We start from the raw sequence: 22,223 nt of genomic DNA on the forward strand, positions 1-22,223 counted from the left end.
TTAACGGTGTCCGTCGTTGTGCTCATGGAATACAATGAGCGACCATTGCCAACGAATTGCGCCCAGCCTTATTAAAATGGTCGTCACACCGCCAACTGCAATTGCGAGCAGTTGCGAGTAGGGTTCAATAAACACAAAAACGGTGGCGCCAATCAGGCAGGTTGTTGCGTACAGCTCGCCTTTTAGAACCATTGGCACATCACGCGCCAGAACATCGCGAAGCATACCGCCGAAACAGGCGGTCATCGTGCCCATAATAATGCAGATTAACGGCGAAAAACCTGCCTCTAAAGCTTTTAGCGCACCCATAACGGTGAAAAAACCAACTCCTACGGCATCTGCTAAAAGTAAGGTTTTTTGATGAATATAATCTTTGTAGCGCAGCCACAAAATAGTGATTAATGCGGCTAAAGCGACGGTGTATAGGTAGTTGGGGTCATATACCCAGAATACCGGCATATCGAGAATGAGGTCGCGCGTAGTGCCGCCGCCAATGGCGGTTACGGTGGCCAGAACAATTACGCCGAAACCGTCCATGTTTTTGCGAAAGGCTAATAAGGTGCCAGAAACCGCAAAAACGGCCACACCTAAATGGTCAATCCAATAAAATAGCGTCGCTAGGTCCATATTATCGTTGTTCTTCCAATTATTTGCGCTCACTGAAGGCTCAGTGTACGTCAATTTTCTCCCTATTTAAGCAGAAATTCGTTAGAATGCCCGCCATTCATTAAAAATTAGAGAATTGGGCTTGTTTGCACTACATTTAGCCCCATCTCTAACCTCAATAACTTAAAAATACAGAAAGGGGATATTCATGGATTTCTTAATTCCAACAGCATACGCACAAGAAGCCGGCGCACCTCAAGGCGGCGGTATGGAACTTATTTTCATGTTGGTTATGTTCGGTTTGATCTTTTATTTCATGATCTACCGCCCACAAGCCAAACGCGTTAAAGCGCACAAAGAGCTTATTTCAAACATCGGCAAAGGCGATGAAGTGTTGATGAACGGTGGTTTCGTTGGCCGCATCACTAAAATCGCTGAAGATAAAGACTTTATGGTGATTGCAGTTGCTGAAGGTATGGAAGTGACTGTGCAGAAATCAGCAGTTACCGCAGTACTGCCAAAAGGTACGATGAAATCTCTGTAACATGAGATAAGGATTTAACGTGTTAAATAAGTTTCCGCTCTGGAAAAACCTGATGGTCATCGCCATTTTGGCGGTGGCTGCCTTGTACGCGTTACCGAACATTTACGGTGAAGACTATGCGGTGCAAATTTCCGCTAGCCGAAATGCCTCGATAACGACCGATACGCTAGGCACTGTTGAACAAACCTTGGAACGGCTGGACATACAACCGAAGGGCATCACGCTTGAGAACGATCAAATCTTGGTGCGTGTTAACTCGGACGTTGAGCAACTGCAGGCCCGTGACGAGATTTTGCGTGATTTAGGCACCGATTATATCGTGGCGTTAAACTTAGCGCCGGCCACACCGGATTGGCTCGCTAATCTTGGTGCTGAACCAATGAAATTGGGTCTCGACTTACGTGGTGGCGTTCACTTCTTAATGGAAGTGGATATGCAAGAAGCCACGCGTAAAATTCAAGACCAAATGCGTGACACAGTGCGCACGGAACTGCGTGAGGAGCGTATTCGTTCTACCAACATTCGTCGTCAAGACAGTGATGTGGTGATCGAACTGCGCAGCAGTGAAGACTATACGGCGGCAGAGCAATACTTAGATAACCGTTATCCAGGTTATACACTGATTGAAGAAGAGGCCAGCCAAACACTTCGTCTTCGAATGACCGACGCGAAATTAAAAGAAACGCAAGACTATGCGATTTCTCAAAACGTTACTATTTTGCGAAATCGTGTGAATGAACTGGGCGTTGCAGAACCTGTGGTTCAGCGTCAAGGTGCTGACCGCATCGTGGTGCAACTTCCAGGTGTCCAAGACACTGCTCGCGCTAAAGAGATTTTAGGCGCAACTGCTACGTTGGAGTTTCGTCTGGTTGACAATGAAAACAGCTTACGCGACGCCGAGATGGGCCGTGTGCCTTTTGGTGCTGAGCTGTTCCCGAATCGCAATGGTGGTAACACCTTATTGCGTGAAGACGTGATTCTTACCGGTGACCACATCGTCAACGCCAGCTCAGGCTTCGACGAAAACCAGCGCCCGCAAGTAAGTATTTCCTTAGACGGCGCAGGTGGTGACAAAATGTCTTTGGCCACGCGTGATAATGTAGGCAAGCCAATGGCAACCTTATTTATCGAGTTTAAGGCCACTGGCGAGCGTGACGAAAACGACCGTATCGTGTTTGAACGTCATGCAGAAGTCATCAACGTCGCAACCATCCAGTCGCGCTTGGGTAGTAACTTCCGTATTACTGGTATCAGCTCGCAGCAAGAAGCGCAAAATCTCGCATTGTTATTGCGTGCGGGTGCCTTGATTGCACCAATTCAAATTGTCGAAGAGCGCACCTTAGGCCCAAGTTTGGGTAAAGAAAATATCGCGCTTGGTACACAAGCAATTATCTGGGGCTTTTTGTTGGTCGTTGCCTTTATGATGGTTTACTACAAAAAGTTTGGTTTGGTGGCAAACCTTGCTCTTACTGCAAACCTGGTATTGATTATTGGCGTGATGTCGATGATTCCAGGTGCAACGCTTACCTTGCCGGGTATGGCGGGTATCGTTCTTACTGTTGGTATGGCGGTTGACGCCAACGTACTTATATTTGAGCGAATACGCGAAGAAATAAAAGCGAAGCGCAGTCCGCAGCAAGCAATACACCATGGTTACGACAGTGCATTTTCAACCATTATGGATGCGAACGTAACCACGTTGATTGTTGCAGTTATCTTATTTGCTATCGGCACCGGCCCAGTGAAAGGCTTTGCTGTGACCTTAGCAATCGGCATTATCACCTCGATGTTTACCGCAATTGTCGGTACCCGCGCAGTTATTAACGCTGTTTGGGGTGGCAAACGCATCGATAAGCTGTCGGTATAAGGGGAATTTATGCACGAGCTAATTAAAACAAACAAAACACTTCCATTCATGCGCTTTCGTTTTGGCGCATGGATAGTCAGTGGCCTCCTGATACTCGCATCCATCATCAGCTTGAGCGTTAATCAACTGAATTGGGGCTTGGACTTTACCGGCGGCACCGTTATTGAAGTGGGTTACGAAACGTCAGCTGATTTACCAGCCATTCGTAAATCACTTGATGCCAATGGTTTTGGTGGTGCTGTTGTTCAAAACTTTGGTACCCAGCAAGACGTGTTGATTCGCGTAGAACCGCAAGAGGGTGTGAAAGCGCAGCAGTTGGGCAACGAAATTCTATCGATATTGCGCAGTGAAAGTGACGGTGCAGTAGAAATGCGCCGAATTGAATTCGTTGGACCACAAGTAGGTGATGAATTAACGGAGCAGGGCGGCTTAGCGATGTTGACCGCTCTAATTTGTATTCTCATTTATATTGCGATTCGTTTCGAATGGCGATTGGCGCTCGGTGCTGTAGGTGCCTTGGCGCATGACGTTATTATCACTTTAGGTTTATTTTCTGTTTTAGGTCTAGAATTTGATCTTACCGTGTTAGCGGCTTTACTTGCTGTAATTGGTTACTCGATAAACGATACCGTGGTGGTCTGTGACCGAATTCGAGAAAACTTCCGTAAGTATCATAAAGGTACTTCTGAAGAAACCATCGATGGCGCACTCACTGATACCATGAGTCGTACAGTAATCACGTCATTGACAACGGTGCTGGTACTAACCGCTCTATTTTTATTAGGCGGTCAGTTAATTCACGGTTTTGCGACAGCATTATTATTCGGTGTGATAATTGGTACATATTCATCAATTTACATTGCCAGTTCACTCGCCTTAGCATTGGGTGTTAGCCGCGAAGACTTAATGCCACCAGAAGTGGAAAAAGAGGGCGAAGACCTCGAACCAATGCCTTAACAGGCAGGGCAAGACTTAAAACGGAGATAATTATGCTGGTAGTGATTTCACCTGCTAAAAATTTGGATTACGACAGTCCTTTACCGACTGACAAGTACAGTCAGCCGCGTATGTTGGAGCGGGCCCAAGAGTTGGTGGATCGTTGCCAAGCTTTATCTCCACAGCAGCTCAGCGAGCTGATGAAGATAAGCGATAAACTGGCAGGATTAAATGCCGCTCGATTTACCGAGTGGCATACCCCATTTACGACCGATAACGCCCGTCCAGCAATCTATGCTTTTGACGGCGATGTCTATTCCGGACTTGCTGCCGAAAAGCTTTCTGACGATGCAATTTCATATGCTCAGGAACATTTACGCATATTGTCGGGTCTATATGGTGTATTACGGCCATTGGACTTGATGCAACCATACCGTTTAGAAATGGGTACCAAGTTAGACACGGCGCGCGGACATAACCTTTACGAGTTTTGGGGTGACGAAATCACCGATATGTTGAATGAAGATTTAGATGCGATTAAGTCTGATCTTGTCATCAACTTGGCATCGCAGGAATATTTTTCCAGTGTGCAGCCGAAACGCTTGAATGCGCGTGTTATTACACCGGTATTCAAAGATGAGAAAAACGGTCAATTTAAAGTAATTAGTTTTTGGGCGAAAAAAGCACGCGGTATGATGGCTCGTTACATTATGACTGAGCAACCAAAAACAGTGGCTGAACTGCGCCAATTTAACGCTGGTGGCTATCGCTTTAACGCGGATGAGTCCACCGAAAGCGAGTTGGTATTTTATCGCGCTGAACGCGACCAAAAGTAACACTGTTAAGGGGTAAGCAATGAGAGATTTTGGGCAGGAGCAAGGGCAGCCAGCAGCGACATTTACGCATAAAGGTAAGCTTATCTTAAGCGTTATTGCGGTTATCGCAATTGCGATTGTCGTGATCTTTTGGTTAGCGCAGCAGCAAGGTAAGCGGGTAGAGCCCGAAATTAAGCAACCTGAACCCGTCTCTCAGCCAGCTCTTGAACAACAATCTGAAACGACTGAACAGCCCGAAATTGACGAGCCAATCCCTGAAATTAGCGAAACAGTCGAGTTAGAACCTGAACCAGCTCCTGAACCAGCGAAGCCGCTACCGATGTTGGCTCAAAGCACAGACGTTGTGTTAGCAGAGCTGCAAGAAGCTGAGCAGGATATCGCGCCAATTGTCAGCAATCAGATAATTCGTGACGCAGTGGTGTTTGTCGATAACCTGCGCCAAGGCATGGTGATTCGTGACAAAGCTGTTATCGAAGGCCCCAAAGCACAATTCCGCGTGTTGGAGCAGAACGGTAAAATCTATATCGACCCGCGTAGTTATGACCGATACAACCCGATTGTGGACTGGTTTGTAAGCTTGGATACAGAGGTTTTGGTCACCATGATGGACCGTTATCGGCCATTAATCAGCGACGCGTTCGCGGAGATTGGTTACCCTAATCAGAACCCGAATGACGTGTTGCTCGAAGCTATCGACACGTTGTTAGCAACGCCTTCGGTAGGCACTGTGATTGAATTGAACGACGACAGTGTCATGTACCGTTATGCAGACCCTACCTTAGAAGAATTGCCTGCTGCGCAGAAACAAATGTTACGTACGGGCCCAGATAACATTCGCCGTATCAAACTGAAACTTGAGTCAATACAACAGGCTCTCATGCAGTAATGAAAGACGTTTCATCAGCTCAAATTCCTGCGGAAATTCAAGGTGAATTTCCGCTTCGTGGCAACGCTTTTAGCCGTTGGGTTGGGCGTGCCGGCCTTTTATTATTGGGCGGATGGAAAGTTGAAGGTGACCTACCTCAGGTACGTAAAGCCATAATTCCGGTTGCGCCGCATACATCGAACTGGGACTTTTTCATTGGCGTGTTTGCGATGCTCGCGTTAGGTTTAAACTTAAGTTTCTTGGGCAAACACACAATATTTCGTTTCCCCGTTAATCGCTTACTGCGCTGGTTGGGCGGCATACCAGTCGACCGACGCGCGGCCAGCGGTGTGGTGGAACAGATGGTTGCCCAGTTTAAGCAGCGCGAACATCTTATTTTGGCGTTGTCGCCAGAAGGCACGCGCAAAAAAGTTGATGAATGGAAAAAAGGTTTTTTACATATAGCCCAGTCCGCGAATGTTCCCGTAGTGCCTATTGCGCTAGACTTTTCCCGTAAAGTTATTGAGATTACCCCAGCACTGATGATCCGTGAGGAAATTGACGCAGAGTTGCTTCGCGTTAAGGCAGCTCTAGCGCACGCGGTCGGAAAACATCCAGAACATGCCTGATCGGCAAATTTGTGCTATTATCGCGCCGATTTTAAGAAAAGGATCCAACCATGAAAGTTATTGAAGGCGGAATTGCCGCTCCAGGTAAGAAATTTGCGATTGTCGTCTCTCGGTTTAACCACTTTGTGGTTGATAGCCTGTTAGAGGGTGCTTTAACTACACTTAAGCATTATGGCCAAGTAAACAGTGACGATATCACTGTCGTACGCGTGCCTGGTGCTTATGAAATTCCACTGACAGCAAAAAAGCTGGCGAAGTCAGGTAACTACGACGCGATTATCGCTGTTGGTGCCGTTATTCGTGGTGGTACGCCGCATTTTGATTTTGTTGCTGGCGAGAGTAACAGTGGCCTTGGTCGCGTTGCCCTTGAGCACGAAGTACCCGTTGCATTCGGCATTATAACCACCGACAGCATTGAGCAAGCCATTGAACGTAGCGGTACCAAAGCCGGCAATAAAGGCTCCGAGGCGGCACTCAGCGCACTCGAAATGGTTAATGTTCTGAGCCAAATTTAAGAGAGTTGATAATGAAACCAGCTGCACGCCGTAAGGCTAGAAAACTTGCCGTACAGGCGATTTACTCATGGCAATTAACGCAAAATAGCATGAGTGATATCGAAGCACAGTTTTTAACCGACAACGACACCAGTAAAATTGATGTGGATTACTTCCTTGCCTTAGTGCGAGGCGTGGCCGGTCAGTCAAATACCTTGGATGCGTCGCTTGAGCCGTTTTTAGACCGCCCATTGAAAGATCTCGATCAAGTAGAGCGCGCCGTATTGCGGTTAGCTGCCTTTGAATTACGCGAGCGTTTAGACGTTCCGTATAAGGTCGCGATTAATGAAGCGATTGAGCTTGCAAAAGCTTTCGGTGCTGATGACAGCCATCGATTTGTAAATGGTGTGCTCGATAAAGCAATTGATTCCCTTCGCGCTGCTCGCCAGTAGGTGAGAAACGATATGGCCTTTGGTGAGTTCGATCTCATTGAAACCTATTTCACGCACCGCTTACCTAAGCGCGATGATGTCGAAATAGGCATCGGTGACGACGGTGCTGTTACCCGAGTTCCAGATAATTCTGACTTGGTTATCGTAACCGATACTATGGTGCAGGGTGTTCACTTTGACGAGGACACGCCTGCCCGAGCCGTTGGCCATAAAATTGTTGCGGTTAATTTAAGTGACTTAGCTGCCATGGGCGCCGAGCCAGCTTGGATTAGCCTGGCCATTAGTTTGCCGCAAGTTAATCAAGAATGGCTTGCTGGATTCGCGCACGGGTTGCGCGAAATTTGTGACTATTATAGCTGCCAGCTTATTGGTGGCGACACCACGCAGGGGCCGTTAGCCGTTACCGTAACAGCCCATGGGTTTGTGCCGCGCGGCAAGGCCGTTCGTCGGGATGGAGCTAAGCCCGGTGACTGGCTTTATGTAAGCGGTACCTTAGGTGATGCAGGCCTAGCGTTAGCCGCCCGCCAACACCGCCAGAAACTTAACCCCGATTATCAGCGTCGCTTAACCGAGCGGCTCTATTTCCCTTCACCACGTGTTGCTCTAGGGCAGTCCTTACGCGGCATAGCCAGTAGCGCAATTGACGTATCTGATGGTTTGTTGGCTGACATCAAGCATGTACTCAAAGCTTCGCACGTAGGCGCACGTATTAGTGTGGATGAGTTGCCACTGTCTATGGCATTAACCGAAAGTCTTTCGGCTGAAGAAGCTTTAACGTATGCGTTAACCAGCGGTGATGACTATGAATTGTTATTTACTGTGCCAGAGTCTCAACGTGGATTGTTTGACACAGTAACCGCACATAGCCCCAGTAAACCGGTGTGTATCGGTAGAATTACCAGTGACGTTGAAGTGCTGCAGTTACGGCACGGCGATGAAGCTTGGGAACTACCGGAAACAGCACATGGCTTTGAGCATTTTCGGACTTCAACCGTCGAGTCGGATTAATTTATGAAACGCCTATTGCTACACCCCGTTCATTGTTTAGCGCTCGGATTTGGTAGCGGCCTGGCACCGAAAGCGCCTGGCACCTTTGGTACATTGGCAGCCATCCCGCTCGTATTCGCGATGCAGTATTTAAATCTCGTTGGCTACGCGTTGGTGACCATTATCGCGGCAGTGGCCGGATTATGGATTTGTGGTTTTACCGCAAAGACACTTGGTGTACACGATCATCCCGCAATTGTCTGGGATGAAATAGCTGGCTATATGATCGCGATGTTTGCACTGCCATTTACGTGGTACAACGTGCTTGGAGCGTTCGTACTTTTTCGGTTTTTCGATATCTACAAACCTGGCGCAATTGGCTGGTGCGATAAAAACCTGAAAGGTGGGGCAGGCATCATGGTTGATGATTTGCTGGCCGGACTGGCCAGCGTCACCGTATTACACTTACTTCATACGGGCTTTAATTTGTTCTTCTAAGCCCGCTGCGTCAAGCTTCAGTTCGTGGCGAATCTCTTCTTGGCTACCGTGTTTAATAAAGGCGTCTGGCAAACCTAAATGCAAGAGTTGCATGGCTTTCCCTTGCGATGCCAAATACTCACTTACCGCACTACCAGCACCACCAGCAATGACGTTCTCTTCAACCGTTACGATAAGCTCATGCTCAGCGCACACGTTATCAATTAAGTCAGTGTCGAGTGGCTTCACGAAGCGCATATCGACTACTGTGGCATCGATTGCTTCGGCGCAGGTTTGCACCTCTTCAAGCAGGGTACCGAAATTTAAGATAGCCACGCGCTGTCCATTTTTCACAATGCGGCCCTTGCCAATCGGCAATTGTTGCATGTGCTCGTCCATCTTAACGCCAATACCGTTACCACGCGGATAGCGCACAGCGGCCGGGCCTTGATGCAGATGCCCGGTATAGAGCATGTTGCGACATTCGTTTTCATCGCTCGGCGCCATGATCACCAGGTTAGGCACACAACGCATGTAACTTAAATCAAATGCACCTTGGTGGGTTGGGCCGTCAGCACCGACGATGCCCGCACGATCTATGGCGAACAATACCGGCAAGTTTTGTATTGCGACGTCATGAATCAATTGATCATAACCACGCTGCAGGAACGTTGAATAGATAGCGACAACAGGGTTGTACCCGCCAATGGCTAAGCCAGCCCCAAAGGTAACCGCATGCTGTTCGGCAATGGCTACATCGAAATACTGGTCAGGGTATTTCTGAGAAAAATCGACCATGCCGGAACCTTCGCGCATGGCTGGCGTAACCGCCATGAGTTTGTCATCCGTTGCCGCCATTTCGCACAGCCAATCACCAAATACTTTGGAATACGACGGGGTGCCGGGCTTCTTGCTTGGCAGCGATGTTTGTTTCGGATCAAATTTAGGCACGCCGTGATAACCGATAGGGTCTTTCTCAGCAGGCCCATAGCCTTTGCCTTTACGGGTAACCACATGTAAAAACTGCGGGCCTTTCAAGCTGCGCATGTTACGCAGTGTATCCACCAACAGGTTCACATCGTGCCCATCAATTGGGCCAATGTAGTTGAAGCCAAGTTCTTCAAAAATGGTACCGGGCGCAACCATGCCTTTCACATGTTCTTCTGCACGGCTGGCAAGATGAGAGATACCGGGCATGCCTTGCAGTAATTTTTTACCGCCTTCACGAATCGAGGTGTAAACCTTGCCGGATAAAACGCGTGCAAGGTGATTGTTCAGTGCGCCAACGTTTTCCGAAATCGACATGTCGTTGTCATTAAGAATCACCAACATGTCGGGCTTAATATCGCCCGCATGGTTGAGTGCTTCAAAGGCCATGCCGGCAGTAATCGCGCCGTCACCAATAATGGAAACGACTTTTTGCTGGCTGTTGTTACGCTGCGCGGCAATCGCCATACCTAAAGCTGCACTTATCGAGGTGCTGGAGTGGCCGACGCTCAGCGTGTCGTATTCGCTCTCTTCACGCCATGGGAACGGGTGCAAACCATCTTTCTGACGAATGCTATGCAACTGATTTTTACGTCCGGTTAGTATTTTATGCGGATACGCCTGGTGACCAACATCCCAGACCAACTGGTCATGTGGGGTTGAATACACATAATGTAGCGCCACGGTGAGTTCCACCGTACCTAAGCCCGAAGCTAAATGCCCGCTGCTCTGGCTAACCGAATTAAGCAGAAACTCACGCACTTCCGCACATACCTGCGGTAGCTGACGCTCATGAAGTAAGCGTAAGTCTGCCGGTAGGTTGATAGTGTCCAACAAAGTTGCTGAAGACGTTGAGTGACTGCTAGGTGACGACATGTATTAATGATCCCGGTTCAGCAGATGATCTGCGAATGCTTCCAATATCTGGGTATTGTAAGGAATTTTACCCAGCGCATGAAGCGCTTTATGGTGTAAATCGTGTAACCGTTGCTTTGCGCCGTCTATTCCAAGCAAGCTAACATAAGTTGCTTTGTTGGCGTGCAGGTCGCTGCCTTGGGTTTTACCAAGCGCAGCGGTATTACCTACAACATCTAAAATGTCATCCTGCACCTGAAATGCCAAGCCCAGATAATGCGCGAAGGCATCAAAGTGAGCACGATACGGTTGAGCTTCTGAATGCCCCGCCAAAACGCCGAGTTGCACGGCTGCGCGAATTAACGCACCGGTTTTATGAATATGTATTTGGGCCAGCTCAGACTCGGGCAGCTTGACACCCGTTGCGGCTAAGTCCAATGCCTGACCGCCGCACATACCACGGTCACCACTTGCATCGGCAAGCACGTGAATCATTTCCAGTTGGCGGGTTGGGTCTAAGGCTTTGTCGTTGGTACTGAGCAATTCAAAAGCAAGGGTTTGCAGGGCATCACCTGCTAAAACAGCCGTAGCTTCGTCAAATGCAATGTGGCACGTTGGTTGACCGCGGCGCAAACTGTCGTTATCCATAGCGGGTAAGTCGTCGTGGATTAATGAGTATGCATGCACGCATTCAACTGCGGCTGCCGCCCGTTCGAGACTGTGTTTATCAGCACCACACAAACGGCCAACTTGTAGCGTTAAGAAGGGGCGCACACGCTTACCACCAAGCACCAAAGCATAATGCATGGCCTCATTGAGGCGCGGTGCCAGCGCAGTACGCTGCTCAAGCAAGCGTATCAGTTGCTGATTAAATTGTTCCCGCGTTTCCTCCAGCAGGGCTTGCAGGTGTTCGCGTTGGTTCACGCGTCGTCCTCAGCTGCTGGCTGAAATGGTGCAAGGGTTTCCGCGCCTTGTTGTTGCAATAGCTGACTGACTTTCTGCTCAGCTTGCTGCAATTTCTGTTGGCTTAAACGGGATAATTTCACGGCCTGCTCGAACTGTTCAAGCGCTTGTTCTAACGGCAGTTCGCCTTGCTCAAGCTGAACCACAATACGCTCAAGTTGTTGCATGGCTTGTTCAAATGATAAATCGCTCATAAGGCTAGTGAATCCAGTGGCTGTGCTGTTATATGGCGCACAAGTTACCTTGATTCCGCAGTGCGGTCAAATCAGGTATAATGCCGCGTTTTTACACGAAGTAACATAAACGGCCGTAAATAATATCATGAAATTTATAGTTCGATTGCACGCAGAAATCACCATTAAAAGTAAAGGCGTTCGTAAACGCTACGGTAAGGTACTGGTAAATAATCTGAAAAGTATCTTGCGACGTAACGAAGTAGACGCCAAGGTTGTCTGGTGTTGGGATAGAATCGAAGTGGTTGTTGCTCAGGATCAGCAGCAAGGCGCCGAACAAATCAGCGAACTCTTACAACGCATTCCGGGTATCTCGTGGTTTAGCCGTTCACATGAACTGCCATTACCCAGCGGCGACCCAACTGACTTTGAGCCGATTATGGTGGAAGTATTGCAGTGTTGGCAGTCAACCTTACCGGACAAGAGTTTCGCGGTTCGCGTAAAACGAAAAGGGACACATCCTTTTCGCTCGATAGATTTAGAGCGTTACTTAGGTGGCGCCATTCTGCAACATTGCCCCAATAGTCGCGTGAACTTAAGCCGGCCAGACGTTGAGGTGCGTGTTGAAATCGATAATGACGTTGTTCGTGTATTCGGTGATAAGCAGCAGGGCTTAGGTGGTTTCCCGCTACCTACCCAAGAAACCGTGTTAAGTCTTCTTTCGGGCGGCTTTGACTCAAGTGTCGCGAGTTTTCAACTGATTCGCCGCGGTGCTCGTGTGCATTTTTGCTTTTTTAACTTAGGTGGTGCACAACACGAAACGGGTGTCAGGCAAACTGCGTATTACCTGTGGCAGCAATATGCCAGTTCGCATCCGCTTAAATTTATTAGCATCGACTTCGCACCAGTGGTGGAAGAGATTCTAACTAAAATCGATAACGGCTTAATGGGTGTGGTATTAAAACGCCAAATGTTGCGCGCGGCAGAAATGGTTGCTGACAAACTGCACACCGCAGCAATCGTAACAGGGGAAGCACTTGGTCAAGTGTCGAGCCAGACGCTTAGTAACCTGAGTGTGATTGATGAGGCCACCAATAAACTGGTGCTGCGCCCGTTGATTACTATGGATAAACAAGAAATCATTAACATTGCGCAACAAATTGGTACCGCGGATTTTGCGCGAAGTATGCCAGAATACTGTGGTGTGATTTCCAACAAACCGACGGTGAAAGCGCAACGTGATGCGTTGATTGAAGCCGAGGCTGCATTGAATGCCGACCTACTGGAACAGGTTGTGCGACAGTCGCGCGTTGAAGAAGTCAGCCAAATTGGCAGCGCTACGGAAGAACAGATTCAAAAAGTTGACTCGGTCAGCACGGTCGACAGTTCAACCAGCGAAATTATTGATATTCGCAGTAGTGATGAAGTTGAGCGAAAAGCTTTTATTGCGCCAAGCGCGGATATTCAGGTACGCCATATCCCGTTTTTTAAATTGGCAGCGGCATTTGCTGAACTTGATCCGAGCAAAACCTATTTGTTGTATTGTGACAAAGGGGTAATGAGTAAATTACAGGCCCTGTATTTGCAAGAGCAGGGGTACAAAAACGTTGCAGTGTTCCAGCCTGAGAACACGGCGAGCGAGTCGTAAAAGGATACTAAATGACGCCAAGAAATGTTGCTCGAATTATATTTTTAATTGTATTGATAGGGTTGTCGGCTGCTTTCCTCGTGCAAATTTCTGGCAATCAAGTACCGCGATTTGAGCATGCAGATAAAGTTGTTCATTTCGGTGCGTTTTTTGTTTTGGCCCTTACATTTCATCGGGCTTTTCCAATCCCGATATGGGCAGCGTTGGCTATTTTAACGTCATATGGTTTGGCAATTGAGTGGGCACAAGACTTATTGCCCTATCGGCAGGCAAGCTTAGGTGATTTGCTTGCTGATGCGGCTGGCGCCGCAACCTATTACGCGTTCGCCTATTGGCGCTTTCATCATAAGAAAAAAGCTAAGTAGTTGCCTACTTAGCTTTCTTTTTCTTTGCTTTTTTCTTTTTCGACTTGCCGGGCGTAGGGAATTTATACTGCGGACGTAAGTCATCGATTACACGACGTTCCATTTTGACCTTTTGGTAGCGCTCAATCCGCCCAAGTAGTTCAGCATCATGCGCTTCCACTAAGGCAACAGCTACGCCCGATTTACCGGCGCGGGCTGTGCGGCCAATGCGATGCAGGTAAACGTCTGCCTGCTTCGGCAAATCAAAGTTAATAACCACTTCAATATCGTCAATATCAATACCGCGCGCAGCAACATCAGTTGCAATCAACGTACTGTCTTCGAACTTTTCCATGCGCGCGATAATGCGTTGGCGATCTGACTGCGGCATATCGCCACGCAGCGTCAGCGTTTTAACGCCGGCAGACTGCAGTTTCCCGGCCAGCTCTTCAACACGCTCGCGGGTACGAACAAAGATAATACGGCGCCCTTTGTATTCGCCCAGAATTCGCTCAAGAAGCTTGAATTTGTGCGCCGCGGTATCTGCCTGATACCAGCGTTGGACTATTTTACCGCGTTCGCGCTTCGGCGGGTCGATGGTGATTTGCTGCGGCTCTTTTTGAATTTCAGCAGAAAAACGTTGCACCCCAGTGCTGTCTAACGTGGCAGAAAACAGCAGAGTTTGCTTCAGATTGCGGGCTTCGTTAACGAGTTGCTTCACCGCACTGGTGAAGCCCATGTCGAGCATACGATCGGCTTCGTCAATCACCAGCCACTCAACGCTTTCAAGTTCATATTGGTCAGCACCAATCAAATCCAGCAAGCGGCCAGGCGTCGCCACCACAATGTCATGGTTGGCTTGCAAAGCTTGATGCTGTGAACCGTAATTAACGCCGCCGGTAATTAATACTGTTTTCAGGTTGGTTGTTTCACCAAACGCATCGGCTTGTTCCGCTATTTGCTGCGCTAATTCGCGCGTTGGCGCTAAAATCAAGATACGTGCAGAACCCGGATGCCGACGTGGGAAATCAAGCAAATGCTGAATAGCTGGTAGCAGAAAGGCGAGTGTTTTACCCGTACCCGTCGGCGAATTAACCAATAGGTCGTGCCCTTCAAGGGCCGCTGGAATTACGGCTTGCTGTACTTTAGCGGGCTTGTTAATGTCAGCTGCTCGTAGAACGTCGATGAGTTCATCGTCCAGTTCGAGTTCATCCCAATCGGGTGTCATGCGTTATTCCTGTAGTTACGAAGAAGCCACGGAGAAGCCTATGGGCTTTCAATGCCAGCAATTTTACCTTAAAGATGACCAATGTGCGATGCTTGAAAAGTATTAGTTCGGCATTGGTATTTTTCGGCGTTGATGCGATAAATTAACTGATTTGAAATGTCTGTGATCGGAGTGTAATCTGAGTGTTCTCATCAACATAGGGATATAAATTTACAATGAAAAAGGTACTCTTATTAATTTCTTTGATATTGATTTTACTGAATGATGCCTACGCTTCACCTTATTTGCTGGAGTGCAACGATTGTTCGGTTGAGGAACATAAATTTAAAGTATTGGATAATGCATGGGCGACGACCCCTTTTCGAGAGTTGTCTACGCACTATGTAATAGACTTAAACACCGAGAAATTATTTTTATATCGTGCCCATATTGACGCGGAACTAGGTTGGCAGCGTGTAACTGGAGTCACCGTCGGGGACGATGTGAAGTCGGCAATTCAAGAGTTTTTTACATCACGAAGTAATTTAATTGCGGCCTTTGAGTCATCACCAAATATGCTCAGTGATCTTATATCATCAGTTAATGCTTCTGGGCTCGCTTCGCCACCACGCGAATCTAAAGTTTTTCGAACAGTCTCAAATTATACTGCGGAAAATAACGGCAAATCTTGTGCAACCTCGGATAGAGGTGTTTATCAGTTTATTCTAGACTCTCAATTTAGAAAAAATGTGTTTGACAAAATGCTCCTGTGGTATCCGGTGAGCCAGTCATTTATAAATACGTGGAACAATTTTGTAAACAAAGCGAATATTACATTTCAATCTAATTCAGGTAACTTTTCTCTCTTTGTCGAGGGCAACCTTTTTGGGACGCCACAAACGATCCATTTCCCTGACGGAGGTGTTGCCGACGTCGTCATGTCGGGCGATGGAAATACATTTGATGTCGTAGAAGGCAGCGCGTTTGATTGTGATAATAATCAAATTCCTACTCAAGAGAGCGAATTCTCAGGAAACTTTAATTTTGGTAGCCTCAGTAGTTTTAATGGATTTCAGGACTATGGCTCGTATTTTGATATTGAGTTCTCCGGTACAGTTTGTACGAATAATACGTTTTTCACATCATGCAGATATTCTGGTGACGGGAAATATCTTTGTTCATACAGTTGTAATTAATACCAAAAGGAGATTTGTATGATTTTCGAACATTCTTTTACTTCGGGTATCGGCATTTTTTATTTACTTCTTACGGCTATAATTCATGTCGTATTAGCCGTTGCCGTGTATTCAGATGCGCTTTCAACCCGACGAGCCGGTAAGAATATTTATTTATTGAATGGATTCTTTTGGTTTATTTTAACGCTTGTTGCTGGCATACCGAGTGCAGCGCTCTACTGGTTTGTTAATAAATTCGACCGAGAGTGATTGGAGAAACTGAAAGGTTAGAGAAAGGGAGCCAAACACCTTGGCTCCCTTTAAATGATTATAAAACCAACACGTCTTTGCCTTGACGGAAGGTTATATCAACTGGAATATCGGCAGCTGACAGGCGATCAAGATCGGCTTGTAACTGCGGTCCAATATTACCCATGGTGTCAAATAACTCACCAACGCCCGCGTAGTCACCGTCGCCCTGCAGGGTCAGAATTTTCTCTGACAGGCTATTCATCGCTTCGCGCATGGCATCCATGTTTACTGAATACTGGCCTTGTTCATTGCGTGAAAAGGCACCCGCTTGCTCAAAGTAGTTGAAGCGAATCATGTTGGCTTTGCCGTGCGCGCTGGAAGCTCCGAAACGCACTGAGCGGAAAATGCCCGCTAAGAACGTGGTGTAGTAATCTTCCAGTGTGCCTTCTTCAATCACCCCAGCTTCAAGCAATTGCGTGACCATGTACAAGCCCAAAATGTCAGCTTTGCCTTCTTCTAGCGCCGAGGCATGCTCTTTTAAGGCTTCGCGCACGGTTCCTGCTTCGCCAATAAGGTTTTTAATGCCTAAACCATGTGCAACTTCATGAAACATGGTATTGGCAAAGAATGCGTCAAAGGTAATGTGCTGGCGCTGGTCGGGCACAATCAGCTCGTTTGCGATAGGCACCAAAATGGCATCAAACTTTGCCTGCATCGCGTTTTTCAGTTGTAAACGGCGCGTGCCTTTTTGCAGTTGAACTTGCTCATCATTCGGCAAGTTAATCGCGATGGTTTTACTGCCAGCGTTGGAGTGGCCAGCATAGTAAACCACGTCATATGCATTCAACTGAGCGCCTGATCCCGGCACTTCCGCCTTGTACTCGGCGGGTACCGGCAAGTTACGTTGCAGCTCAGGTAAATACTGTGCGTAAACGGCGAGTTTTTCACTCCAGGCCAAATCTTTGATTAATACGTAAGACTCAAACCCAGCACGATAGCCGTAGAGTTGGTCTTCATAGCTTTCGATTGGGCCAATAACCACATCGATGTCGTTTTCTGTCATGTCCATCCATGCAAAGTCAGACGGCTGGTAGCTATTACTTAAAAAGGCATCCGCGCGCATGGTGAGATAATTTTTAAAGCCTTCATCTTCGGCAAATTCGGCTGCTTCGCGTAACAGTGCGGCGGCGCGCTCTAACTCACTGCGGTAGGCTTCGTTATAGGGAATCGCATAGAGCTCACCTTGGTCGTTGCGACGAACCAAGGTGTATAAATCAATTTTTCCTGGAAACTGCGCTTGTTCAAACTCAGCTTTGGTCATATCGGCAGGATAAAAATTGGCGCCTGCAGGCTTGTCACCAAACCCCGTTAAAAACGGTTTATTGTTATCTAAGCGGTCCCAAGGGCCATAGTTTATATCTGCAAATCGGCGCACTTGCTCATCATTGATACGGCTCAATAAGCTATCTTTGCTGGCGCCGTAGGCCTGATGCCAAAATAAGTTATCCATGATTTCTGAAGCTTCAATAAGTAGCTCCACAACATGCCGTTGGCGATCAGAGAGGTGACTCAAGTCAGCTTTTAAATCAACCGGATAGTAAATGCCTAAGCGCGACTCAGCACCAGCAACTAATGTTGTTTCGGCAACCTCTGTGTTAGCCGGCTCGACCGGCGCTGGTTCTTTGCTGCAACCGACCAAAGCGAAGCTGATGGCCACTGCTGTCATGGTGATGCGTAATGTGTTGTTCATTGCTATTCCTTAAATAAGCTAACTAAGTCTGGATACAACGCGCGAATTTCTCCGGCCAAAAGCGCAAAGTCAGCGTCGATTTTTTGTTCGGGCGTCGCATCAACGAGTTTGTCCTGCTCGTCGATGAGCATGTCGGTTGGCTTGAAGCGTTTTATTGCAAGATCATGTTCAAGCACAAACGTCATTCGATCGTTCCAGTTTAATCCTATTTTTATCGCTTGTTTACCATGTTCAATGTGGGTATCTATCTCGGTGCCTGTCAATGCATGTTTACGAACACGGACAATGCCGCCTTCATCGGCCGCGTCATGCAATTCAACTTCGTCACCAAAATCAAATGAACCCGGCGCTTTGCCGTCTTTCAACCACTGTGTGAAGTAAAGCTCACTCGGGTTTTCGCTAAATAGAGGCTTAACCGGTAACGAGCCGAAGCTGCCACGTAATAAGCCAAGAAAATCTTCAGCGCGGTTAGCTGCTGACGCATCAACCACAACAATGCCCAACTCAGTATCAAGCATGCCCCAGGTTAAACGAAAGCGCGTAAAAGCTTGTGGCAGCAAACGATGAATAATGTCTTCTTTCATGTTTTGCTTTTCTTTGCTCGGTACTTTACGACCTTGCTCACTTTCGATTTGGGCAACGGCCTCATCAAGTTCTGCGGTAACCACCGCAGCAGGCAATACCTTTTCTTCTTTGCGGGCGCAAAATAAATAACTGGTGCCAAGCTGGTGTGAAAGCACCTCGCTATTTTGACCAAAAGGTGAGCTCCAGCCGAAAGTCGCGAGTTCTTGGCGCCCGCACGGACGAAATGCATGCTCTTCGAGGCGCTGTTCAATATTTTCCGGTAATGCAAAGTCTTCTGCGAGCGTGTAAATACGCAAGTTCTTAAACCACATGTTTGTTCCTTGAATCAATCAATGCGACCCGTATCGGTTACGTTCATAACCTTGTTCAAAATTAGATAAACGTAACTGACAGTGTCATTCGATAGGTTAAGCCATGTCCGGGCTTGCTCTGTGCTTCAATCGTGCCATTTAGTGTTTGGGTAACCAGGTTGCGAATAATATGCGTACCCAAGCCACTGCCACCTTGTTGCACTTTGGTGGTGAAGAAAGGATCAAACAGCTGATCGAGTTGCTGCTGCTCTAGACCCTTTCCGTTGTCGTTATAAGTAATTTCAAGCTTGTCATCGACTCGCTTAATGGCAATATCTATTTCGCCATCTTGCTTATTTTCGAAGCCATGAATCAATGAATTTATGATTAAATTTGTGAAAATCTGGGCAAAGGCCCCAGCCGGGCAACGCACGTTAATGTCATCGGCGCAGTCTACGTGAATATTTGGCTTAAATGGCTTAAAGCGTGGATTAAGGGTTTGGATAACGCCTTGCACGTATTGCTTCATATTAATATCACGTATGGCTTCCGAGGTTTGATCAACAGCCACTTGTTTGAAGCTACTAATCAAATCGGATGCGCGCGCCAAGTTACTCTCAAGCAAGTCGAGCGACTCTTTACTCAGCGCAAACACCTTTTTCAGCTGCGCCTGAGTCAGCTCTTTATTGCCCAGTGCGCGCTCTGCCTCAGCGAGTTGGTCTCGAATGTACGTAGCAGCTGTTACGGAAATGCCTATCGGCGTATTTACATCGTGCGTAATACCCGCCACGAGACCGCCAAGCGAAGCCATTTTCTCAGATTCAATCAATTGATCTTGGGCGCGTTCAAGCGCACTTAATGACTCTTGCAAACGACTGTTAATTTCGCGCAAGTCTGTTTCAATGGTGCGGCGTTGGCGAATTTCGTTTTCCAGTGACTCCTGGCGCAGTTCAAGGTCGTTCTTCTGGCGCTCAAGATCAACCAGTACCCGACTCAAGTTGCTGGTCTTACGGGCAACTTCTTGCTCCAAAATACCGTTTTGCTCGTCCAGTTTACGGTTGGCGTGCAACAGCTGTTTTTGCGTGCGGTCAAGGTCGTCCTGATAATCTTTAAGGCTGTCGACCAATTGGTTATAAGCTTGTTCAAGCAGCAAGAACTCTGTATTGCGCAGGTTACGCAAGTGTAATTTGGAGTGGTCAAGGTCATCGAGACGGAAATTTTTGATTTGCCCAATCATTTCGCGCATTGGGCGATTTAGCATGCGATGAAAAGCGAAACTAAAGAGCATGATAAGAAATGTACTTTTGATAATGGCGGAGCCAATGATGAAGTACAAGCTCACTTTAATGCGCTCTATGGCAATGTCTCGGGTGGTGTAGAGTGTTACGTCGCCAACTTGGGTGGAGTCGCCGGAGAACTCAAAAACTAACTTTGCGTAATAACCAAACACCCCCTCGCGTTCAGGCAATTCATAACTGTCTGCCGAAATAACTGGGAATGCGCGAAGCGGCGGTGTGCGGCCAAGTTGACTGACGATACGACCGGTATCATCGCGAATAACCAAGCCAGCAATGGCCGGGATATTGATAAGGCCATCAGCGATTGCATCAATTTGCGGTGAGTTATATTCCCACAATGAGCGGGCAAGTGAGTGGCTGAACGTGCTTTGTTGGTTGTTTAACTCCTGAACCAACATGTTTTTGGTGTCGTAGTATTCGCCCACAACCTGCACGGACGTAACAATCAGTGTCAGTACAAAGTACACTGAGAGCACATTCGTCAAAAGGGATTTTGAAATACTCGACGTTGCCATGTGAGGTCCTATCAAACTTTCACACAAGGTACTGGAATTTAGCTAGATTCGCAATATATCAAGCATTGAGAAAACTAACGGCTTCAGCTATGTTAGGGAAAGTTTAAAACCCTTCGCCGATATGGTGTCGCACAGAGATAAAACCGCATGCAAGAGCAATTTCAGCAGTGGCAACAATGGCTTTCTGAACATCCTGATATGGACACTATCGTCAAACTGGCGCTGTTACTTGTTGGTGCCTGGCTCGCTAACTTTATTGTCAAAAAAGTGCTGATGCGCGGTGCTATGAAAGCACTTTCGTACACACCAGTAGGAAAAGATCGCCAGTTATTTGAGCGCAATATTATAGCGCGGTTGGCCAATGTTGTTCCGGCTCTGGTTATTTCATACGGAATTAGCTCGGTTCCGGGGTTGCAAGAGGAAGTGGCGATAGTTGTCACCAACGTATGCAATGCCTTCGTAGTACTCACCATAGGCCGCGCGCTTAGCGGCATACTCACCGTGGTCAATACAGTTTATGAACGGCAGCCCGATGCCCATGAAAAGCCCATTAAAGGCTATATTCAGGTTGTCAAAATTGGTATCTACGCCGTCGTCACAATCCTTATTGTTGCAGCATTGATTGACCGTTCACCTATCATACTTTTATCCGGCTTGGGTGCGATGGCTGCAGTACTGATGTTGGTGTTTCAAGATACGTTATTATCATTGGTCGCCAGTGTGCAAATTACCTCGAATGACATTATTCGTGTGGGCGACTGGGTAGAAATGCCTAATTTAAGCGTTGATGGTGATGTGATTGATATCGCACTGCATACGGTAAAAGTGCAGAACTGGGATAAAACCATATCCACCATACCGACGAAGCGTTTTATCTCCGATCCGTTTAAAAACTGGCGCGGTATGCAAGAGTCGGGTGGGCGACGGGTTAAGCGCAGCTTAATGCTTGATCAGAACAGCGTGCATTTTTTGTCAGAAGACGAGCGCGACAAGCTGCACCGCTTTCGTTTGTTGAAAGATTATTTGAGTACCAAACAAAAAGAAATTGATGACTGGAACCAACAACTGAAAGACGAAGGCAAAGAGCCGGTTAATACCCGTCGCATAAGTAACTTGGGAACCTTTCGAGCGTATGTGTTGCAGTACCTAAAAAATCACCCACGGGTGCATCAAGAAATGACCTTAATGGTGCGTCATTTAAACCCAACTGCGGATGGTCTGCCACTTGAGATATATTGTTTTACTGCCACCACCGAATGGGTGGCGTACGAAGGCATTCAGTCGGATATTTTTGATCATTTGATTTCAATCTTGCCAGAGTTTGGTTTGCGTGTGTTCCAGCATCCTAGCGGCGTGGATATGCGCGAGATGGTCACACAAATCAAACAAAACCGTCATATTGACACATAAGTGACACAATAGAGTCACCAAGCTGTCACATAACTGCAGTATCGTGCGCATCATCACTCATTAGATGCGCAGGGTATT

The 22,223-nt window shown here is 47.4% G+C and carries 23 protein-coding genes; 15 read left to right on the forward strand and 8 right to left on the reverse strand.

Features of this window, described 5'->3' with window-relative positions; translation table 11 throughout:
* Positions 1 to 627: a trimeric intracellular cation channel family protein gene (locus ACN0UY_RS10305; RefSeq protein ID WP_417667016.1), complete on the reverse strand. Its 627-nt coding sequence runs from the start codon at positions 625 to 627 to the stop codon at positions 1 to 3.
* A 187-nt stretch (positions 628 to 814) separates the two neighbouring features.
* On the opposite strand from ACN0UY_RS10305, the gene yajC reads away from it, so the two are divergent.
* The 10 genes from yajC to ACN0UY_RS10355 are packed head-to-tail and all read left to right on the forward strand — an operon-like array spanning position 815 to position 8,714.
* Complete coding sequence (gene yajC / locus ACN0UY_RS10310; RefSeq protein ID WP_339878427.1) at positions 815 to 1,150, forward strand: preprotein translocase subunit YajC; 336 nt, start codon at positions 815 to 817, stop codon at positions 1,148 to 1,150.
* Between the two features lie 19 nt (positions 1,151 to 1,169).
* Entirely contained in the window at positions 1,170 to 3,017 is a 1,848-nt protein-coding gene (gene secD / locus ACN0UY_RS10315; RefSeq protein ID WP_417666842.1) for a protein translocase subunit SecD, read from the forward strand.
* 9 nt (positions 3,018 to 3,026) lie between these two features.
* The gene (gene secF / locus ACN0UY_RS10320; RefSeq protein ID WP_417666844.1) at positions 3,027 to 3,974 is read left to right on the forward strand and encodes a protein translocase subunit SecF; all 948 of its coding nucleotides are present in this window, start codon (positions 3,027 to 3,029) and stop codon (positions 3,972 to 3,974) included.
* 32 nt (positions 3,975 to 4,006) lie between these two features.
* Complete coding sequence (gene yaaA / locus ACN0UY_RS10325; RefSeq protein ID WP_417666846.1) at positions 4,007 to 4,789, forward strand: peroxide stress protein YaaA; 783 nt, start codon at positions 4,007 to 4,009, stop codon at positions 4,787 to 4,789.
* Positions 4,790 to 4,808: 19 nt separating this feature from the next.
* Complete coding sequence (locus ACN0UY_RS10330) at positions 4,809 to 5,675, forward strand: DUF3014 domain-containing protein (protein ID WP_417666848.1); 867 nt, start codon at positions 4,809 to 4,811, stop codon at positions 5,673 to 5,675.
* Entirely contained in the window at positions 5,675 to 6,283 is a 609-nt protein-coding gene (locus ACN0UY_RS10335) for a 1-acyl-sn-glycerol-3-phosphate acyltransferase (protein WP_417666850.1), read from the forward strand. Before ACN0UY_RS10330 ends, ACN0UY_RS10335 begins: the two co-directional genes overlap by 1 nt.
* Before the next feature lie 50 nt (positions 6,284 to 6,333).
* Positions 6,334 to 6,798, forward strand: coding sequence for a 6,7-dimethyl-8-ribityllumazine synthase (ribE, locus tag ACN0UY_RS10340; RefSeq protein WP_128352982.1), 465 nt, complete (start codon positions 6,334 to 6,336; stop codon positions 6,796 to 6,798).
* Positions 6,799 to 6,809: 11 nt separating this feature from the next.
* On the forward strand, positions 6,810 to 7,229 hold the full coding sequence (gene nusB, locus ACN0UY_RS10345) for a transcription antitermination factor NusB (protein ID WP_417666852.1): 420 nt from the start codon (positions 6,810 to 6,812) through the stop codon (positions 7,227 to 7,229).
* Positions 7,230 to 7,241: 12 nt separating this feature from the next.
* A complete protein-coding gene (gene thiL, locus ACN0UY_RS10350) occupies positions 7,242 to 8,237 on the forward strand; it encodes a thiamine-phosphate kinase (RefSeq protein ID WP_417666854.1) in 996 nt (331 codons plus the stop codon).
* 3 nt (positions 8,238 to 8,240) lie between these two features.
* Positions 8,241 to 8,714: a phosphatidylglycerophosphatase A gene (locus ACN0UY_RS10355; protein ID WP_417666856.1), complete on the forward strand. Its 474-nt coding sequence runs from the start codon at positions 8,241 to 8,243 to the stop codon at positions 8,712 to 8,714.
* Here ACN0UY_RS10355 and dxs read toward each other — a convergent pair.
* Genes dxs through ACN0UY_RS10370 form a run of 3 tightly spaced genes read right to left on the reverse strand, consistent with a single transcriptional unit; the run spans position 8,682 to position 11,692 of the window.
* Positions 8,682 to 10,556, reverse strand: coding sequence for a 1-deoxy-D-xylulose-5-phosphate synthase (gene dxs / locus ACN0UY_RS10360; RefSeq protein ID WP_417666858.1), 1,875 nt, complete (start codon positions 10,554 to 10,556; stop codon positions 8,682 to 8,684). The genes ACN0UY_RS10355 and dxs overlap by 33 nt on opposite strands.
* 3 nt (positions 10,557 to 10,559) lie before the next feature.
* On the reverse strand, positions 10,560 to 11,432 hold the full coding sequence (gene ispA / locus ACN0UY_RS10365) for a (2E,6E)-farnesyl diphosphate synthase (protein WP_417667018.1): 873 nt from the start codon (positions 11,430 to 11,432) through the stop codon (positions 10,560 to 10,562).
* A 23-nt stretch (positions 11,433 to 11,455) separates the two neighbouring features.
* Entirely contained in the window at positions 11,456 to 11,692 is a 237-nt protein-coding gene (locus tag ACN0UY_RS10370; RefSeq protein ID WP_128352977.1) for an exodeoxyribonuclease VII small subunit, read from the reverse strand.
* Between the two features lie 127 nt (positions 11,693 to 11,819).
* Between ACN0UY_RS10370 and thiI the strand changes: the two genes are divergently transcribed.
* Both thiI and ACN0UY_RS10380 read left to right on the forward strand, forming a co-directional pair.
* Positions 11,820 to 13,319, forward strand: coding sequence for a tRNA uracil 4-sulfurtransferase ThiI (thiI, locus tag ACN0UY_RS10375; protein ID WP_417666860.1), 1,500 nt, complete (start codon positions 11,820 to 11,822; stop codon positions 13,317 to 13,319).
* Positions 13,320 to 13,330: 11 nt separating this feature from the next.
* Complete coding sequence (locus tag ACN0UY_RS10380; RefSeq protein ID WP_417666861.1) at positions 13,331 to 13,684, forward strand: VanZ family protein; 354 nt, start codon at positions 13,331 to 13,333, stop codon at positions 13,682 to 13,684.
* 4 nt (positions 13,685 to 13,688) lie between these two features.
* Here ACN0UY_RS10380 and srmB read toward each other — a convergent pair whose 3' ends face one another.
* Positions 13,689 to 14,891, reverse strand: a complete 1,203-nt coding sequence (gene srmB, locus ACN0UY_RS10385) for an ATP-dependent RNA helicase SrmB (RefSeq protein WP_128352974.1) — start codon at positions 14,889 to 14,891, stop codon at positions 13,689 to 13,691.
* 215 nt (positions 14,892 to 15,106) lie between these two features.
* Here srmB and ACN0UY_RS10390 point away from each other — a divergent pair, with 215 nt between their 5' ends.
* Complete coding sequence (locus tag ACN0UY_RS10390) at positions 15,107 to 16,066, forward strand: hypothetical protein (RefSeq protein WP_417666863.1); 960 nt, start codon at positions 15,107 to 15,109, stop codon at positions 16,064 to 16,066.
* A gap of 18 nt (positions 16,067 to 16,084) precedes the next feature.
* Positions 16,085 to 16,315: a hypothetical protein gene (locus ACN0UY_RS10395; RefSeq protein WP_417666865.1), complete on the forward strand. Its 231-nt coding sequence runs from the start codon at positions 16,085 to 16,087 to the stop codon at positions 16,313 to 16,315.
* Between the two features lie 58 nt (positions 16,316 to 16,373).
* Here the strand turns inward: ACN0UY_RS10395 and ACN0UY_RS10400 are convergent, their stop codons facing one another.
* From ACN0UY_RS10400 to ACN0UY_RS10410, 3 genes are all read right to left on the reverse strand, one after another.
* On the reverse strand, positions 16,374 to 18,047 hold the full coding sequence (locus tag ACN0UY_RS10400) for a dipeptidyl-peptidase 3 family protein (protein ID WP_417666867.1): 1,674 nt from the start codon (positions 18,045 to 18,047) through the stop codon (positions 16,374 to 16,376).
* Positions 18,048 to 18,049: 2 nt separating this feature from the next.
* Positions 18,050 to 18,943 (reverse strand): recombination-associated protein RdgC, encoded by an 894-nt coding sequence (gene rdgC / locus ACN0UY_RS10405; RefSeq protein ID WP_417666869.1) that lies wholly within the window; start codon positions 18,941 to 18,943, stop codon positions 18,050 to 18,052.
* 61 nt (positions 18,944 to 19,004) lie between these two features.
* Positions 19,005 to 20,735, reverse strand: a complete 1,731-nt coding sequence (locus ACN0UY_RS10410) for an ATP-binding protein (RefSeq protein ID WP_417666871.1) — start codon at positions 20,733 to 20,735, stop codon at positions 19,005 to 19,007.
* Between the two features lie 147 nt (positions 20,736 to 20,882).
* On the opposite strand from ACN0UY_RS10410, the gene ACN0UY_RS10415 reads away from it, so the two are divergent.
* Positions 20,883 to 22,145 (forward strand): mechanosensitive ion channel family protein, encoded by a 1,263-nt coding sequence (locus ACN0UY_RS10415; protein WP_417666873.1) that lies wholly within the window; start codon positions 20,883 to 20,885, stop codon positions 22,143 to 22,145.
* Positions 22,146 to 22,223 lie beyond the last annotated feature (78 nt).

The sequence above is a fragment of the Pseudidiomarina sp. genome (genome assembly GCF_048268165.1).
In the GTDB taxonomy this organism is placed as follows: Bacteria; Pseudomonadota; Gammaproteobacteria; order Enterobacterales; family Alteromonadaceae; genus Pseudidiomarina.

Bases quoted from the DNA above. Each gene is read 5' to 3' on its own strand.
- ACN0UY_RS10305 (WP_417667016.1), bottom strand. From the start codon at position 627: ATGGACCTAGCGACGCTATTTTATTGGATTGACCATTTAGGTGTGGCC.
- yajC (WP_339878427.1), top strand. From the start codon at position 815: ATGGATTTCTTAATTCCAACAGCATACGCACAAGAAGCCGGCGCACCT.
- secF (WP_417666844.1), top strand. From the start codon at position 3,027: ATGCACGAGCTAATTAAAACAAACAAAACACTTCCATTCATGCGCTTT.
- yaaA (WP_417666846.1), top strand. From the start codon at position 4,007: ATGCTGGTAGTGATTTCACCTGCTAAAAATTTGGATTACGACAGTCCT.
- ACN0UY_RS10330 (WP_417666848.1), top strand. From the start codon at position 4,809: ATGAGAGATTTTGGGCAGGAGCAAGGGCAGCCAGCAGCGACATTTACG.
- ACN0UY_RS10335 (WP_417666850.1), top strand. From the start codon at position 5,675: ATGAAAGACGTTTCATCAGCTCAAATTCCTGCGGAAATTCAAGGTGAA.
- ribE (WP_128352982.1), top strand. From the start codon at position 6,334: ATGAAAGTTATTGAAGGCGGAATTGCCGCTCCAGGTAAGAAATTTGCG.
- nusB (WP_417666852.1), top strand. From the start codon at position 6,810: ATGAAACCAGCTGCACGCCGTAAGGCTAGAAAACTTGCCGTACAGGCG.
- thiL (WP_417666854.1), top strand. From the start codon at position 7,242: ATGGCCTTTGGTGAGTTCGATCTCATTGAAACCTATTTCACGCACCGC.
- ACN0UY_RS10355 (WP_417666856.1), top strand. From the start codon at position 8,241: ATGAAACGCCTATTGCTACACCCCGTTCATTGTTTAGCGCTCGGATTT.
- dxs (WP_417666858.1), bottom strand. From the start codon at position 10,556: ATGTCGTCACCTAGCAGTCACTCAACGTCTTCAGCAACTTTGTTGGAC.
- ACN0UY_RS10370 (WP_128352977.1), bottom strand. From the start codon at position 11,692: ATGAGCGATTTATCATTTGAACAAGCCATGCAACAACTTGAGCGTATT.
- thiI (WP_417666860.1), top strand. From the start codon at position 11,820: ATGAAATTTATAGTTCGATTGCACGCAGAAATCACCATTAAAAGTAAA.
- ACN0UY_RS10380 (WP_417666861.1), top strand. From the start codon at position 13,331: ATGACGCCAAGAAATGTTGCTCGAATTATATTTTTAATTGTATTGATA.
- srmB (WP_128352974.1), bottom strand. From the start codon at position 14,891: ATGACACCCGATTGGGATGAACTCGAACTGGACGATGAACTCATCGAC.
- ACN0UY_RS10390 (WP_417666863.1), top strand. From the start codon at position 15,107: ATGAAAAAGGTACTCTTATTAATTTCTTTGATATTGATTTTACTGAAT.
- ACN0UY_RS10395 (WP_417666865.1), top strand. From the start codon at position 16,085: ATGATTTTCGAACATTCTTTTACTTCGGGTATCGGCATTTTTTATTTA.
- ACN0UY_RS10400 (WP_417666867.1), bottom strand. From the start codon at position 18,047: ATGAACAACACATTACGCATCACCATGACAGCAGTGGCCATCAGCTTC.
- rdgC (WP_417666869.1), bottom strand. From the start codon at position 18,943: ATGTGGTTTAAGAACTTGCGTATTTACACGCTCGCAGAAGACTTTGCA.
- ACN0UY_RS10410 (WP_417666871.1), bottom strand. From the start codon at position 20,735: ATGGCAACGTCGAGTATTTCAAAATCCCTTTTGACGAATGTGCTCTCA.
- ACN0UY_RS10415 (WP_417666873.1), top strand. From the start codon at position 20,883: ATGCAAGAGCAATTTCAGCAGTGGCAACAATGGCTTTCTGAACATCCT.